This window comes from Acinetobacter sp. GRABPA_MV_2, from assembly GCF_056725885.1.
Window position 1 is genome coordinate 120804 of the sequence record NZ_JBWZNA010000003.1, and the last position, 15712, is coordinate 136515.

General features: G+C 38.6%; 20 protein-coding genes and 1 pseudogene. 6 read left to right on the plus strand and 15 right to left on the minus strand.

All coding sequences use genetic code 11. The features are described 5' to 3' along the window. Positions 1–46: 46 nt before the first annotated feature. The 3 genes from ACXM0J_RS04175 to ACXM0J_RS04185 all read left to right on the plus strand — a co-directional run bounded on the left by ACXM0J_RS04175 (position 47) and on the right by ACXM0J_RS04185 (position 1967). Complete coding sequence (locus tag ACXM0J_RS04175) at positions 47–1252, plus strand: multidrug effflux MFS transporter (RefSeq protein ID WP_213034435.1); 1206 nt, start codon at positions 47–49, stop codon at positions 1250–1252. Between the two features lie 200 nt (positions 1253–1452). Continuing rightward, complete coding sequence (locus ACXM0J_RS04180) at positions 1453–1578, plus strand: KGW motif small protein (RefSeq protein ID WP_002118600.1); 126 nt, start codon at positions 1453–1455, stop codon at positions 1576–1578. A 68-nt stretch (positions 1579–1646) separates the two neighbouring features. After that, positions 1647–1967, plus strand: coding sequence for a YqfO family protein (locus ACXM0J_RS04185; protein ID WP_086265458.1), 321 nt, complete (start codon positions 1647–1649; stop codon positions 1965–1967). Here the strand turns inward: ACXM0J_RS04185 and ACXM0J_RS04190 are convergent. After that, positions 1960–2760, minus strand: coding sequence for an enoyl-CoA hydratase (locus tag ACXM0J_RS04190; protein ID WP_086265457.1), 801 nt, complete (start codon positions 2758–2760; stop codon positions 1960–1962). The genes ACXM0J_RS04185 and ACXM0J_RS04190 overlap by 8 nt on opposite strands. A gap of 109 nt (positions 2761–2869) precedes the next feature. Here ACXM0J_RS04190 and ACXM0J_RS04195 point away from each other — a divergent pair, with 109 nt between their 5' ends. Beyond that, positions 2870–3445 (plus strand): nicotinate-nicotinamide nucleotide adenylyltransferase, encoded by a 576-nt coding sequence (locus tag ACXM0J_RS04195; protein WP_002119001.1) that lies wholly within the window; start codon positions 2870–2872, stop codon positions 3443–3445. An 11-nt stretch (positions 3446–3456) separates the two neighbouring features. Here the strand turns inward: ACXM0J_RS04195 and ACXM0J_RS04200 are convergent, their stop codons facing one another. The 8 genes and pseudogenes from ACXM0J_RS04200 to dapD all read right to left on the minus strand — a co-directional run bounded on the left by ACXM0J_RS04200 (position 3457) and on the right by dapD (position 7994). Beyond that, a complete protein-coding gene (locus ACXM0J_RS04200) occupies positions 3457–3819 on the minus strand; it encodes a glyoxalase superfamily protein (RefSeq protein ID WP_086265456.1) in 363 nt (120 codons plus the stop codon). An 11-nt stretch (positions 3820–3830) separates the two neighbouring features. Then, positions 3831–4400 (minus strand): CAP domain-containing protein, encoded by a 570-nt coding sequence (locus ACXM0J_RS04205; RefSeq protein WP_139841480.1) that lies wholly within the window; start codon positions 4398–4400, stop codon positions 3831–3833. A gap of 117 nt (positions 4401–4517) precedes the next feature. Next, entirely contained in the window at positions 4518–4979 is a 462-nt protein-coding gene (locus ACXM0J_RS04210; protein WP_017480568.1) for a peroxiredoxin, read from the minus strand. Between the two features lie 21 nt (positions 4980–5000). Further along, positions 5001–5168: pseudogene (locus ACXM0J_RS04215) on the minus strand (Dph6-related ATP pyrophosphatase); the annotation flags it as partial. A 53-nt stretch (positions 5169–5221) separates the two neighbouring features. After that, entirely contained in the window at positions 5222–5638 is a 417-nt protein-coding gene (locus ACXM0J_RS04220) for a hypothetical protein (protein WP_005073124.1), read from the minus strand. A 16-nt stretch (positions 5639–5654) separates the two neighbouring features. Then, positions 5655–6323: a 7-cyano-7-deazaguanine synthase QueC gene (queC, locus tag ACXM0J_RS04225; protein WP_002118843.1), complete on the minus strand. Its 669-nt coding sequence runs from the start codon at positions 6321–6323 to the stop codon at positions 5655–5657. A gap of 40 nt (positions 6324–6363) precedes the next feature. Then, on the minus strand, positions 6364–7074 hold the full coding sequence (queE, locus tag ACXM0J_RS04230; protein WP_086265454.1) for a 7-carboxy-7-deazaguanine synthase QueE: 711 nt from the start codon (positions 7072–7074) through the stop codon (positions 6364–6366). A gap of 98 nt (positions 7075–7172) precedes the next feature. Next, a complete protein-coding gene (gene dapD / locus ACXM0J_RS04235) occupies positions 7173–7994 on the minus strand; it encodes a 2,3,4,5-tetrahydropyridine-2,6-dicarboxylate N-succinyltransferase (RefSeq protein ID WP_057086220.1) in 822 nt (273 codons plus the stop codon). A 295-nt stretch (positions 7995–8289) separates the two neighbouring features. On the opposite strand from dapD, the gene carO reads away from it, so the two are divergent. Then, the gene (gene carO / locus ACXM0J_RS04240) at positions 8290–9039 is read left to right on the plus strand and encodes an ornithine uptake porin CarO type 1 (protein ID WP_086265453.1); all 750 of its coding nucleotides are present in this window, start codon (positions 8290–8292) and stop codon (positions 9037–9039) included. An 86-nt stretch (positions 9040–9125) separates the two neighbouring features. Here carO and ACXM0J_RS04245 read toward each other — a convergent pair whose 3' ends face one another. The 6 genes from ACXM0J_RS04245 to ACXM0J_RS04270 form a co-directional block, all read right to left on the minus strand. Continuing rightward, positions 9126–10049, minus strand: a complete 924-nt coding sequence (locus ACXM0J_RS04245) for a CysB family HTH-type transcriptional regulator (RefSeq protein ID WP_002118601.1) — start codon at positions 10047–10049, stop codon at positions 9126–9128. Positions 10050–10120: 71 nt separating this feature from the next. After that, a complete protein-coding gene (locus ACXM0J_RS04250) occupies positions 10121–11182 on the minus strand; it encodes a sulfate/molybdate ABC transporter ATP-binding protein (protein WP_086265452.1) in 1062 nt (353 codons plus the stop codon). An 11-nt stretch (positions 11183–11193) separates the two neighbouring features. Further along, entirely contained in the window at positions 11194–12078 is an 885-nt protein-coding gene (cysW, locus tag ACXM0J_RS04255; protein ID WP_032006997.1) for a sulfate ABC transporter permease subunit CysW, read from the minus strand. Then, positions 12075–12908, minus strand: a complete 834-nt coding sequence (gene cysT, locus ACXM0J_RS04260; RefSeq protein WP_005073131.1) for a sulfate ABC transporter permease subunit CysT — start codon at positions 12906–12908, stop codon at positions 12075–12077. The genes cysW and cysT overlap by 4 nt, the downstream gene beginning before the upstream one ends. Positions 12909–12988: 80 nt before the next feature. Further along, complete coding sequence (locus tag ACXM0J_RS04265; RefSeq protein ID WP_086265451.1) at positions 12989–13597, minus strand: RBBP9/YdeN family alpha/beta hydrolase; 609 nt, start codon at positions 13595–13597, stop codon at positions 12989–12991. A 30-nt stretch (positions 13598–13627) separates the two neighbouring features. Beyond that, positions 13628–14635, minus strand: a complete 1008-nt coding sequence (locus ACXM0J_RS04270; protein ID WP_001212602.1) for a sulfate ABC transporter substrate-binding protein — start codon at positions 14633–14635, stop codon at positions 13628–13630. Between the two features lie 263 nt (positions 14636–14898). Between ACXM0J_RS04270 and pabC the strand changes: the two genes are divergently transcribed. After that, positions 14899–15711 (plus strand): aminodeoxychorismate lyase, encoded by an 813-nt coding sequence (gene pabC / locus ACXM0J_RS04275; RefSeq protein ID WP_002118496.1) that lies wholly within the window; start codon positions 14899–14901, stop codon positions 15709–15711. Position 15712 lies beyond the last annotated feature (1 nt).

Below are 15712 nucleotides of genomic sequence, written 5' to 3' on the forward strand. Positions count from 1 at the left end.
GCTTATTTGTATGTAGTACGATATTAATAAATAGTAGAGAAGAAAAATGAAATCAAAAATCCATTTCCGCGAGTTCGCATTGCTGATGGCATTGCTCATGTCTATTGTTTCTTTTTCGATAGATGCAGTCTTACCTGCTTTGGGCGAAATCGGACGAGTTTTTGACTTAAAAAATAATAATCAGACACAGTGGGTCATTATTGGTATCTTCTCTGGTATGACAATTGGGCAACTCATTGCAGGCCCTCTATCCGATGCGATTGGCCGTAAACGCATTTTATTCACAGGAATTCTTATTTACTTTTTGGGAAGTTTGTTGTGCTTTACCACACAAAGTTTTGAATGGTTTCTAGTTGGACGTTTCATTCAGGGGGTTGGAGTATCAGGTCCTTACGTGGCTTCTATTTCAATTGTTAGAGATAAATACAGCGGAGCTCAAATGGCCCGCATCATGTCTTTAATTATGATGGTGTTTATGGTTGCCCCAGCAATTGCACCAAGTTTGGGACAGCTCATTATCCATTTCTTTGGTTGGCGTGAGATCTTTGTTTTATATATGGTCTATGCCACAGTTGTCGGGGCATGGGTCGCTTTACGTTTGGAAGAGACGTTACTTCCCGAAAATCGTTTACCTATGCGCTTACAGGCATTTCAGGAAGGTTTTAAAGAAGTAGTGGGTAACAAAACCACCATGAGCTATTTGCTATGTGCAGGTTTTTGCTTTGGTGGATTCATTGGTTACTTAGGTACTTCTCAGCAAATTTTTATGCAGCAGTTTGGTAAAACAGGGCAAGAGTTTAGTGCTTATTTTGCTGTGCTTGCAGGTGTGATGGGCGTCGCTTCATTTACAAATTCTAAAATTGTCATGAAGTTTGGTATGCGTCCAATCTGTATTTACGGCTTTCTAGGTTTGTGCTTAATTTCTTTAGTTTTCTTAGGAATTCAACTTTTAGGTGTGGCTGTTTCATTCTGGATGTTTATGCTTTATGCCTGCATTTTATTTTTATTATTTGGAACTTTATTTGGTAATTTAAACGCCATTGCAATGGAACCAATGGGGCATGTTGCTGGTATCGCTTCGGCCATTATTGGTGCAGCATCCTCTGTTTTGTCACTTATTCTCGCTTCCATTATTGGGCAGCTATATAACGGTACATTAATACCAATGACTGGCGGTTTCGTCATTTTATGTGGTTTAGCATTCATGATGACAATATATGAGAACAGATATTTAAAGAAATCGAATACTTAAAATTATAAAGATGCAGCTAGCACACTGAAATTTAAAACTTTGTTCAGAGTAAGAGTTACATATAAATGAGTGTAGCTCTACTAAGTATTTTATGAAAATTATAAGCCTATAGACATGCGCCTATTTAACACCTTATGCTTTGTTCAAGGTTGGATCAATTTTTGCTTTCTCTGTAACAACGATAAAAATCGGAGATCAAAATGATGAAAAATAAGTATCACATAAGAACAATGTATACCAAAGATAAGGGCTGGCGCTTGTTTGGCTTGGCGCTTGCCATTCAAATCCTCTTTATTGGAGCAAATTATTTGGTAATGATGAGCTGACTTTGATTTAGAAGCTTTTTTAAAGGTATGATTTAAAGCTAGTTCACTAGTTTCGAGCCATTCTACTTATGTTAAAGCTGATTTATTACGTACCTGAGTCACATCTTGAGTCGACAAAACAAGCTATTTTTTCTGCTGGTGCGGGTGGTATCGGTAATTATGAGCACTGTGCATGGCAGGTGAAAGGAACAGGACAATTTAAACCAGTCAAAGGTGCAGATCCTTATATCGGAGAGCTGGGTGAACTCGAACAAGTTGAAGAATGGCGTGTAGAAACAATTGTAATTGAAGAAAATGCCAAGACCGTAGCGAAAGCATTAAAGGCAAGCCATCCTTATGAAGAGCCTGCCTTTGAGTTTATTCAAATCATAGAAATTGATTTTAATTAAACTGTGAGAAATCTGGTTTACGTTTTTGCATAAATGCTTGTACAGCTTCTAGCATTTCTGGAGATTGGACGCGTTGCATAAAGATTTCAGCTTCATGATCAATACATTCAATAATTTGATCTAAATCATGTTTCATCAATGCTTTTGTTTGTTTTAAGGATGCAAGTGGTAAAGCTGCTAAATGTTGAGCAGTTGCCTGAGCTGATGCATAAGAATCTTCAACGACTTCATTCACTAAACCTGCTTGGACGGCGGTTTCTGCATTAAATTTTTTCGCTGTAAATAGAAGTTCAGCTGCTTTGTGATAACCCGCTTGTTTAATCAATAGTTGGCTTGCACCACCTTCTGGTGAAAGACCAAGACTAACAAATGGAATTTGGAAAAGAGCAGTGTTGTCAGCAAAAACTAAATCTGCGTGTAATAAAATCGTAACACCAATACCAATTGCCACACCTTTTACTGCAATAATAAGCGGCTTCGATAATCTAGCAGCAGATTTAAGGAGTACAAATGGAGGAACTTGACCTGCCGGACCAGCATTAGGATTTTGTACAAAACCCATAAAATCTTTCATGTCATTCCCAGCGGTAAAATCTTGCTCTATGCCACGGAGAACGACTACTCGTACATCTTTGTCTTGGTTAGCTTCATCAAGTGCTTTAGCAATCCATAAATAAAGTTCGCCATACAGCGCATTTTTTGCTTCTGGACGATTTATGGCTAAGGTGAGTACGCCACCTTCTAAATTTGCGTGTAAATGTTGATGAGGTTGTTGAATACAGCTAAGTGTCATCGTACTATCCTTGCTTTAAACCACGTTGTTAATTTTTAGGTTCTCATTATGGCGCATATTCTTTCTAATGCGAGTAACTGGTGAGTTCATAAAAAGTGAAAATCTAATTATGTATAAATTTGACTATCTCGTTTTTATAGGGCGTTTTCAACCATTTCATTTGGCTCATATGCAGACAATTGAAATTGCCTTACAACAAAGCCACTATGTCGTTTTGGCATTAGGCTCTGCTCAAATGGAACGTAATATTAAAAATCCGTTCTTAGCAGTAGAGCGTGAGCAAATGATCTTGTCAAATTTCTCATTAGAAGAACAAAAACGCATTCGTTTTGTACATGTAGTAGATGTTTATAATGACGAAAAATGGGTAAAACAAGTCAAATCTTTAGTAAATGGCGTAATTGAACCGAACTCAAAAGTTGGTTTGATTGGACACTTTAAGGATGAGTCTTCCTATTATTTACGACTATTTCCTGAGTGGATTATGGTTGAACTTGATAGTTTAAAGGACTCTATTTCGGCAACGCCAATGCGTGAAGCTTATTATCGTGGTGAAATCCAAACAGAGTTTTTCCCTGTAGGAACTATTCAATTTTTGGATGAATTTAAAAAAACACGCACTTATCAACAGTTGCAACAACGCTTTGAAGAAGATGATCGCTCTAATTTAGATGATTTTGAGTAAGTGCATATAAATTAAGCATCTGCCCAAAAGATGATTCGGTTTGAAAAAGGATCGGTGATGCTGAGTTCAAGTGTCTCCCAATCTGTTTTTTCAACTTGAGGCTTAGAAAATTTATAATCTTTTTTGCTTAGTTCACTATGCAACTCATAAATATGTTCCCAATAGATGCGGATCGCGCTATGAGGACTCGCATCTCCAAAATGCTCGGATAAATGAATAACACAATCATCTTTAGAAATTTGTAAATATAACGGAAAGTTGTCTTCAAATTGGTGTTGCCAATCAAGCTGAAAACCTAAAAACTTAAGATAAAATGATTGAGCTAACCCACCATCAAAAATTCTTAAAATAGGGGTGATCGAACCTGATTGCATCTTTTTTCCTTTTAACGTGTACCAAATTGTTGAGTCCAATAGCTCTTTTGTTTTACAGATTGATTGGAAGCACAAGCAATTGCGTAAGTTGTAAATTTAGGGTTCATTAGGTTACTACAATGTAAGGGACTCGATAGCCATCTAGACATCACTTCATCTAAAGTTTTTTGTCCACTCGCGACATTTTCACCGTTGGCTTTACCGAGTGTATTATAAATTTTTAAACGTGATTTTAAATCTAGCCCCGTGGAGCCAACATGTCCGAGAAAATTGTGTGTCGCCATATCTTCACTATGAGAAAGTGCACCTTTATATAAACTATTACTCCAACTCAGTGGTCTGGTTGCAGAGAAATGTTGTTGTCCACATTGGCGTGATTGCTGGCGAATCTGATTAATTATTTTAAGTACAGTTTGTTGATAGGCGGGGTTTTGTAAATCTTGGCAACTTATTCTTATAGATGGAGTTTCAACTTGTGGTGTAGATGATGTAAGTGAGGGCGGCATACTGGATGAACTAACGGAGCATGCAGAAATAACAAGACCACTAGACAGTAAATTACAAACTTTGAGCAGACTCATGTAAATACCTTAGCGTGAATTATTCTAATATGTTTATCATACGCCAAAGTAAAGTAGTAAGTAATTTGTTCATATACAAAAAACGAGCATTATGCCCGCTTTTTGTTTTTAAGTTTATTAAGCTGTTTGTAGTGCTTTTAAGTCTTCTAGAACTTGCTCTGCGTGCCCAGCTGCTTTAACTTTGCGATAGCTTTTAACTAAAGTTTTGTTATGGAAAATAAAAGTAGAACGTTCAATACCCATGACTTTTTTACCATACATATTCTTTTCTTTAATCACATCAAAGTGATGACAAAGAGTTTCTTCTTTATCACTGATCAGATCAATAGTAAGTGCTTGCTTCTCTGTAAAATTTTGATGGGCTTTTACCGAGTCACGTGAAATACCGAAAATACGGGCACCTAAAGCTTCAAATTGATCTTTCAAACAAGAAAAACCAACTGCTTGTGTTGTACAGCCTGGTGTTGAGTCTTTAGGATAGAAGTAAATGATTAACCATTCATTTTCGACTTCGGCCAAGTTCACTTCGCCGTGTGTAGTAGGGAACACCTGATTTGGGAGTTGAATATTCTCAGACATTTCTTATCCTTTAAATAAAAGTTAAATATGATCTAATTCAAGTGGTAAAAAAGCGTATTCCTCATGATAAACAATATTGAGTTTTCTTACAGGGATTGCTTTGTTAAAAATTGGCCCATCAATCATGGTCGTATGAAATTCACCGCCCTCACCACATGGATCAATATCACGTTTCTCAAGCTCTTTAACAGAACTATAAAAAAGCCTGCATAAATGCAGGCTTAATTTGGAACATTAAAATCTTATTTTTTAGGAGCTTGTTGTTGAGCTGCCTTCATTGCATCTTCAGTTAACTTTTCAAGCTTAGTTGTTAACTGAGGACCAAAACATGCTTTAAGATCACGGTTTTGTTGTTGTACAAATCCTAGAGAACTTGGGCTTTTCTTCGCATTGATTGCGCTTTGGATTTCCCATTTTTGTGCTTCAGTTACTTTACCTTGTGCTTCAACTTGGCAGCTACAGAATTTGCTAACTTCAGATGAACTTAACTTGCCGCCTTTAGCAGTTTGTTCTTTACAAACGTTAACTAATGCACCTTTAACGTTAGTACTTTTATATGCCGCTTGAACTGGATTTTCAGCAGCTTGAGCTGAACCAGCCATAAGTGCAGCTGCTGAGAATAAAGATGAAAGAATAAGATTTGATTTTAACAACTTCATAAATTTTACCTACTTATTACGGTATATAGCGTGTTGGATCAGTAACACCAGCATCGATAAAGCCTTCTTTACGCAAACGGCAACTGTCACATTTACCACACGCACGTCCTTGAGCATCTGCTTGGTAGCAAGATACCGTTTGACTATAGTCTACGCCATGTTCAATCCCTAAACGTATGATATTCGCTTTGGATAAATGTAACAGGGGTGTTTCAAACTTAAGTGGTTTTCCTTCTACGCCAGCTTTAGTTGCTAAACGGGCCATATTCGCAAAAGCATCAATAAATTCAGGGCGACAATCAGGATATCCTGAATAATCAACGGCATTGATACCAATAACAATAGCTTCAGCATTGAATACTTCGGCTGCTGCTAGAGCATATGAGAGGAAAATAGTGTTACGCGCTGGTACATAAGTTACAGGAATACCTTCTTGTAACTGTTCTGGTACTGCAATGTTGTGATCTGTAAGTGCTGATCCACCTAAATTTGCTAGATCAATATTAATTACACGATGTTCAACACCTGAACGCTGAGCTAATGCTTTTGCAGCATCAAGTTCAGTGGTTGAGCGTTGGCCATACATAAAACTAATAGCAATACATTCATAGCGCGCTTGTGCCCAAGCTAGGCAAGTGGTTGAGTCTAAGCCGCCTGAAAGTAAAACAATGGCACGAGAGCGCATATTTTTCTCCATATTCGGAATGATTTATTTTATTGAGTGATTAACGACCTGATTCATCGTTCCAAAGCAGTTTATGTAACTGAAGTTGGAAACGAACAGGTAATTTATCATCAAGTATCCACTGTGCCAGATCACGTGCTAGACGTGGCAGGCCTACAGCATCTTTTTCAACCGCAAAGGCAGGGGAGAACCAAACGGTACTGACTTTGGTTTGCAGTTGATATTTTTCAACTTGTTGCTTTGACCATTCATAGTCTTCACGATTACAAATCACAAATTTGATTTGGTCACGTGGTGTTAAATGGTCAAGATTACTGATGAGATTACGATGTTCTTCACCAGAAGTTGGAGTCTTTAAATCGAGGACTTTTGAAACACGGGGATCCACTCTTGATACATCAAGAGCGCCACTGGTTTCTAGAGAAACTTCAAAACCTGCCTCACATAAACGTTGTAATAAAATCAAACAGTTTGGCTGAGCAAGAGGTTCGCCACCTGTCACACAAATATAAGGTGTTTGAAATTGTGTAGCTGTTTCAATGATATGTTCAAGTGAAAAACGTTCGCCACCTTCAAAGGAATAGGTGGTATCGCAATAGCTACAACGTAATGGACAGCCTGTTAGACGAATAAATACAGTCGGTAGGCCAGAGGCATTTGCTTCACCCTGCAACGAGTAAAAAATCTCGGTAATGCGTAAACCGGACGCAGGGTCTGAGACAGGAATTGCAGAGGAACGTAAGGAAGCCATTCTAGAAATACCACACTATATAAAAAATAAAATCTCTACGATCAGTTTGATCGTAGAGATGAGGAGCGATTAAAGCTCCGCAAGAGAGTTATAACAAATTAGTCAGCGCGTAACAAATCGTTCAAGCTTGTTTTTGAACGTGTTTGCGCATCAACTTTTTTCACGATAATTGCAGCATATAAGCTGTAAGTACCACATTTAGATGGCAAGCTACCTGCAACTACAACTGAACCTGCTGGTACACGACCATAATGGATTTCACCAGTTTCACGGTCATAAATTTTAGTTGATTGACCAATGAAAACGCCCATAGAAATTACTGAGCCTTCTTCAACAATTACGCCTTCAACGATTTCTGAACGTGCACCGATAAAGCAGTTGTCTTCAATAATGGTTGGGTTAGCTTGTAATGGTTCTAAAACACCACCAATACCTACACCACCAGACAGGTGAACATTTTTACCGATTTGAGCACATGAACCTACAGTTGCCCATGTATCAACCATTGTGCCTTCATCTACATAAGCGCCAATGTTGACATAAGATGGCATTAACACCACGTTTTTAGCTTGGAAGCTACCACGACGTGCCACAGCAGGAGGAACAACACGAACACCTGCAGCTTTAAATTGCTCTTCAGTCCAACCAGAGAATTTAGTTTCAACTTTGTCATAGAAACGAAGATCACATGACTCGATTGGTTTATTGTCATTAAGTTTAAATGATAATAAAACAGCTTTTTTTAACCATTGATGAACAACCCATTCACCATTGATTTTTTCAGCAACTCGAAGTGTACCGTTATCTAAACCAGCAATTGCTTCTTCAACAGCTTGGCGAATTTCGCTTGAACAATCTGCTGCAGTAAAATTTGCGCGGTCTTCAAATGCTTGCTCAATGATTGTAGAAAGCTGAGACATGATCTTCCTTCCATAAAAAATTTTAAAGATTTTACACTAATTTGTGACAAGAATCTTTCAAAAAACGTGTTACGTTTAATTGATGATATAAATGAGATAAATCGAAATAAGCTTATTAGATAATCAAGTGTTTTTTACACAAAAATGATTTGAAAATAAAAATTTAACTCAATTTGTATCAAAAAATAACAGAAATCTAGCATTTTTTGTATAAAAAAGAATCTAAGTTGTCTTTATTATTATTTCAGTCACAAGATGAATAAATTAAAAACAGCGCCTTTTTAAGGAGAAAACTATGAAAGCATTACGTGTTTTAGTAACAACAACAGCTTTATTTGCTGCTGGTGCTGCAATGGCAGATGAAGCCGTTGTTCATGACAGCTACGCATTTGATCAAAAACAATTACTTCCTGTGGGGGTGCGTGCTGAGGTAGGTACAACTGGTTACGGTGGTGCTTTATTATGGCAAGCAAATCCATATGTAGGTTTAGCTTTGGGTTATAACGGTGGCGATATTTCATGGACAGATGATGTATCTGTAAATGGTACTAAATATGACCTAGATATGGACAACAACAATATCTATTTAAATGCTGAAATTCGTCCATGGGGTGCTAGTTCTAATCCATGGGCTCAAGGCTTATATGTAGCTGCAGGTGCTGCTTATCTAGATAATGATTATGACTTAGCTAAACGTATTGGTAATGGTGAGACATTGTCAATTGATGGTAAAAACTATCAACAAGCAGTTGCTGGTCAAGAAGGTGGCGTAAGAGGCAAGATGAATTATGAAAATAATATTGCTCCTTATGTAGGTTTTGGTTTTGCTCCAAAAATTAATAAAAATTGGGGCGTATTTGGTGAAGTAGGTGCCTACTACACTGGTAATCCAAAAGTTCAGTTAACTCAATATAACCTTGCTCCTGTAAATGGCAATCCAACGTCTGCTCAAGATGCGGTAGATAAGGAAGAAAATGAAATCCGTAATGATGATAAATATAAATGGTTACCAGTTGGTAAAGTTGGTGTGAACTTCTATTGGTAAGATCCAAAACAAAAAACGAGCTACGGCTCGTTTTTTGTACTTAATAAATAAAAGCGCTAAAAAGCGCTTTTATTTATTTTTAATCTTTATTCATCTGGATAAGCAATTTTCTTAAGCGCTTTAATATCGGCATCAGGTGAGCATAAAGAAATAAATTCGTAACCATAACCGCGTAATAGATGACCTTTGCGAACTGCAATCCAAGTGGTATTAACACCAAAAATATCAGTTTTGGTTTGCTTTAAACGATAATCACGTTCTGTATCATAAGCCACGTCATTGACAATCCCGACACCCATGCCAAGTTCCACATAGGTTTTGATAACATCGGCATCAAGAGCTGACATTACGATATCTGCATCTAGGTGAGCTTCTTCAAACGCTTTATCAATTTTAGATCGACCTGTAAAACCACCATGATATGTAATGAGTGGATATTCAGCTAAAAGTTCTAGAGTGATCTTGTCCGCCTGCACTAAAGGATGATTTTGCGGAGTAATAATACTGTGTTGCCATTGGTAGTAAGGAATACTAGCCAGATTTTCTTCAGTTGTTAAAGACTCGGTTGCAATTCCAATATCAGCTTCACCTTGTAAAAGCATTTCTGAAATTTCGACAGGGCTAGCTTGTTGTAAAATTAAATGTACTTTTGGGAATAATTTCTTAAATTGATTAACGATTGGAGGCAATACATAACGCGCTTGAGTATGCGTAGTTGCGATCGTTAATGTTCCTTCGTCAACCTTATTAAAATCTTCGGCAAGTCGTTTAATATTTTCAGCATCCACTAACATGCGTTCAACAATGCTAAGAAGTGACTGGCCTGGTTCTGTTAAACCTAAAAGGCGTTTACCTTTACGAACGAAAAGTTGAACACCTAATTCATCTTCTAAATCTTTAATGTGCTTACTTACACCTGATTGAGATGTGTAGAGTGCAGCCGATGCTTCCGTCAAGTTAAAGTTTTGGCGTACTGTTTCTCGGATAATTCTTAATTGTTGAAAGTTCATTTACACTTTTCCTCAAAAGAGGTGAGGAGCGTCTAAAGATCCGCAAGATATTTCCTCACCAAATATATTTCTTAAGCAACTTGGTCTGCAAATAAGTGCAATTGAGATGCGCTCACCCAAACAGTTTGATTAGGTTTAAATGCATGTAATTTTGCAGATTCACTGCTCAGAGCAATTTCAATTAAACGTCCATTACGGTCTTGTAATTCGGCCACTACTTTTCCGGCAATCCAGATTTCACGTACAAAAGTCGCTTCAATGGTATTCGCTTGCGGTTGCGAGTGAATATGTAACTCATCTGGGCGGGCAAAAGCAATTACTTTTCCTTGAGGCGCTTCAACGGTTGTTGGTAATTGAATACGGTCATTACCGATACGAATGATACCTTCTGTATGTTCACCTTCAAATCGATTTGCCTGACCCAAGAAATCAAACACAAATGGCGTTGCAGGTTTTTCATAAACTTCACGAGGTGAACCGATCTGCTCAACATCGCCTTTATTCATGACAATAATCTGGTCTGCAACCTCAAGTGCTTCTTCCTGATCGTGAGTTACGAAAATTGAAGTGATATGCAATTCATCATGTAAGTTGCGTAACCAGCGGCGTAACTCTTTACGGACTTTAGCATCTAGCGCACCAAATGGTTCATCGAGTAGTAAAACACGAGGTTCTACTGCCAAAGCCCGTGCTAAAGCAATACGCTGACGTTGTCCGCCTGAAAGCTGAGCAGGGTATCGGTCTGCTAAAAAGCCCAGTTGGACTAGATCAAGTAAACGAGTGACACGTTTTTTAATTTCAGCTTCCGAAGGACGGGTTGCACGAGGTCGAACACGTAAACCAAAGGCAATATTGTCAAATACAGTCATGTGACGGAATAACGCATAGTGCTGAAATACAAAGCCAACCTGACGCTCACGCACATGTACATTGGTCGCATCTTCGCCTTCAAGTAGCACTTGACCACCATCGGCTGATTCTAGACCTGCAATAATTCGAAGTAGAGTTGTTTTACCGCAACCAGATGGGCCGAGTAGGGCAACCAGTTCGCCTTCCGGAAAATCTAGAGAAATATTTTTAAGCGCATGGAATGCACCAAAGTGTTTTTCAATATTTTTAACTTGAATACTCATGATTTCATTCCTTACGAATCAGTTGAATGTGGTTCTGGTTTATCTTGATGTAGCTCTAACCAAGTTTTTAAAATCAGTGTTAAAAGAGCTAAGAAGGCAAGCAGTGAGGACACGGCAAAGGCTGCGCTAAAGGTGTACTCGTTATATAAAATTTCGACATGCAGTGGCAGGGTATTGGTTTCACCACGGATATGACCAGAAACCACTGATACTGCGCCAAACTCACCCATTGCACGCGCATTACACAAAATCACGCCGTAAATCAGACCCCATTTAATGTTAGGGAGTGTGACCTTCCAAAAGGTTTGCCAACCTGATGCACCGAGTACAATTGCTGCTTCTTCTTCCTCTGTTCCCTGAGCTTCCATGAGTGGAATTAACTCACGTGCCACAAATGGAACTGTAATAAAAATGGTTGCTAAAACAATTGCAGGTACGGCATATAAAATCTTGATGTCATGATCCATTAACCAGCCGCCGAACCAGCCTTGGGCACCAAAAATAAGAACAATCATTAAACCTGCAATAACGGGTGAAACCGAAAAAGGCATGTCAATAATCGTGGTTAAAATAGCCTTGCCTCTAAATTGGAATTTAGAAACAGCCCAAGCTGCAGCAACACCAAATATCACGTTAATTGGAACTGCAATTGCTGCGGTGAGTAATGTTAATTTCACTGCTGATAACGTATCTGGATCAATCAAAGCCTGAACATAGACTTCAAGTCCCTGTTTAAATGCTTCTACGAAAACCAGAATGAGTGGCAATATGAGGCAACTTACGAAAAAAATCAGTGCGATTGTAATGAGGGTATAACGTACCCAAGTTGGCTCACGTGTTGCATCACGAGACTGTAACTTCAAGGCAAGTGCATTACTGTCGGTATGTAAATTCATGTGATGTTTCTCCCTGTACGACGGTTTGCCCATGCTTGAAGTAAGTTAATGACAAATAGGATGATAAAAGAGAGAACTAACATGACTGCTGCAATGGTCGTTGCGCCTGCATAATCATATTCTTCAAGACGAGAAATGATCATCAGCGGTGCAATTTCCGTTTTAAAAGGTTGGTTACCTGCAATAAAAATAACAGAACCATACTCACCCACGCCGCGAGCAAACGCTAAAGCAAAGCCTGTAAATAGAGCAGGTAGTAATATTGGTAAAATAATTTTAGTAATCGTCTGCCAGCGATTTGCACCAAGTGCTGAAGCTGCTTCCTCAAGTTCGGTTTCAATATCGCTGAGTACCGGCTGAACGGTTCGAACAATAAATGGAATACCAATAAAGACCAACGCTAGCGTAATCCCGATAGGTGTATAGGCAACCTGAATACCAAGTGGTTCAAGATATTGACCTAACCAACCAGTAGGTGCATAGAGTGAAGTCAGTGCAATACCTGCAACTGCGGTCGGAAGCGCAAAAGGTAAGTCAACTAGAGCATCAACTAGACGCTTTCCAGGGAAGTTGTAACGAACAAGACACCAAGCCAAAAGCAGACCAAACACAACATTAATAAATGCTGCGATTAAAGCTGAACTAAAGCTGAGTTGAAGTGATTTCAAAATACGCTCAGACGTTAGAATTTCCCATAATCCGTCCCATCCGATTCCAAATGATTTGATAAAAACTGCGGCTAATGGAATAAGTACAATAAAAGATACATAGGCGAGGGTGAAGCCCAAAGATAGACCGAACCCAGGCAGCACTCGGGATCGCTGCGACATGATATTTCCTCAAAGAGAAAAGCCTGCTGAAACCAGTAAGCGAATAAATAAAGATAAACAGTGCGGTATAAGGATTGGTATTAAGCAAATTTCAAAGAGAAATGTGTTTTTACCGGGTCGATAGATGAGTGATTACACATCGAATCTTCTGGAATCAAATAATTCAGCAAATCTGGAAATGGCCCAAAACCTGAGGCAACATTAATATGGCCCACTTCTCCAAGATTAACGGGATTTAATTTCCATGATTTCGCAAGTTGTAATGCATCAAAAAAGCCGAGCCATGGATCATTTTCACTAATGAGTAGCGTTGCAGGCACATCAATTTTTAATTGATGAAAATAATCTTTGTAGTCGGTCAAGCTATGGCGAGCAAACCCTGCTTCCCCAAAGCGTGCCGGATTCGCTGGAGCGACTAAAATTAGTTTCTTAACTTGGCTTCTTAATTCTGGATGCTCAGCCAAAGCAGCTACACTCGTTAAGCATCCAAAACTATGTGCAACAATTTGAACAGGAGCTTGAGCTGCTTGAACTGTTTTAACGAATTGCTCAACCCATTCGCTTAATACAGGTCTATCCCAGTTTTTTTGCTCAACACGAGAACTAGACACGAGTTGACGCTGCAACCAAGATTGCCAATGCTGATGTTCACTGCCACCTACACCCGGAACAATTACAGTGTGAATCATGTCTGTTCTCCTTACCTTTAGCGTAAAGAATTACTTCTCTGCACTATTGATTTTCACGATTTGATCGAAAACACCACCATTATCGAAGTGTTGTTTTTGTACTTTTGTCCAACCACCAAACTCTTTATCGATTGTTACAAGCTTCAATGGCTTAAATACATTGCTGTATTTTTTAAGAACAGCTGCGTTACGAGGACGGTAGAAGTTACGTGCTGCAATTTCTTGACCAGCAGGTGAGTACAAATAGTTGAGATAACCTTTAGCAATGGTTAAGTTGCCTTTTTTAGCTGCATTCTTCTCCACAATTGCAACTGGAGGTTCAGCTAAGATCGAAAGAGACGGAGTAATAATTTCAAATTTGCCCGGCTGTTCACGAATAGCTAAATGAGCTTCATTTTCCCAAGCTAGTAATACATCACCAATGCCACGCTCAGCGAAAGTAGTCGTCGCACCGCGAGCACCAGAATCTAAAACTTTAGTATGTTTATAAATTTGGCGAACGTATTCTTGTGCTTTCGCGTCATTGCCACCTGGTTGATGTTTTGCCCAAGCCCAAGCTGCAAGATAGTTCCAACGAGCACCACCAGAGGTTTTTGGATTTGGTGTAATGATTTCTACGCCTGGTTTGATTAAATCAGCCCAGTCTTTAATTTGCTTTGGGTTGCCTTTACGCACCAAAAACACAATGGTTGATGTATATGGCGTTGAGTTCTGTGGCAGTTTTTTCTGCCAGTTAGTTGGAAGTAGTTTTGCTTTTTCAGCAATTTCATCAATATCTGCTGCAAGTGCTAATGTCACCACATCTGCATTTAAGCCATCGATAACCGCACGAGCCTGTTTACCAGAACCGCCGTGTGATTGCTTAAACTCAATATCTTGACCAGTACGCTGTTTCCAGTAAGTACCGAACTGTTTGTTGAAATCTGTATATAGCTCACGAGTAGGATCGTAAGAAACATTTAAAAACTCTTGGGCTGCAAATGATGAAACAGAAAGAAGTGCAGCGATAACCCCGACTTTTAATTGAGAAAAACGCATGAGATAAATCCTCAAAAAATATGAAATGTTCAAAACTTGAACGCAGAATAGCGCTAGTCTTTATTCTAAAAAAATAATAAAAAACGAATTTAATATGAAAAAAATAGAAATAGTAAGAATAGATAAACTATTCTTAAATCTTGATATATAAAGAGTTTCAAAACTAGATACGAAATCGGTATAATTTTTTAAAATCAGTCATTTATTATTTAAATGAAAGGTGGTGTATTGTTGTGCGGCTTTTAGCAAAGGATGGAACAAACATGTGGTGTTTTAAAAATGGGCAACCCGTTGAGACTATTCCTTTATTAGATCGAGCCTTTCATTATGGTGATGGATGCTTTACCACAATTCGTGTTTTTCAAAACCAGATTGAGCTTAAAGAAAGGCACTGGCAACGTCTAAAGCTTGCATGTCAAAAACTGTCTTTAACTGTAAATTTTGAATTAATCGAACTGAGTTTGCAGCAACTACAAAAGCAGAACCTCGTACTCAATGGCACTTTAAAAATTGTGATTAGTCGTGGGGAAGGCGACCGCGGTTATAGCTTGCCGAAACATGAGGCTGATATTTATATCTGGTTTTATCCAAAAGCTTTAGAGCCGTTTGTGCCTGACTCTATACAGTGTGGTGTTTTAAATCAGGCACTAGGTTTAACCATGCCGAGCTTGGTCGGACTTAAATCTTTAAACCGCCTTGAACAAGTATTGCTAAAAAAAGAAGCAGATCAACTCGGGTGGGCTGAAGCATTAGTTACTGATGTACAAGGTTATATTGTTGAAGGGGTCAGTAGTAATTGTTTTATTCGTTTAAATGATAGATGGATTACTCCTGAACTTCGCTATAATGGCGTCCACGGTGTAATGCGGGCAGAAATTCTGGCGCGTATGCAGCACCATGGTATTGCCTGTGAAGTACGTGTGATTGAATTAGATGAAGTATCTGAAATACAAAGTCTATTCTTTTGTAATGCTTTAAACCCTATGCGAGTAGTTACTCATTTAGGCGAGAAAACGCTAGATACACAGGCATGCATAGATTTATTTCATATCCTTAACTTAAATCAGATTCATTAAT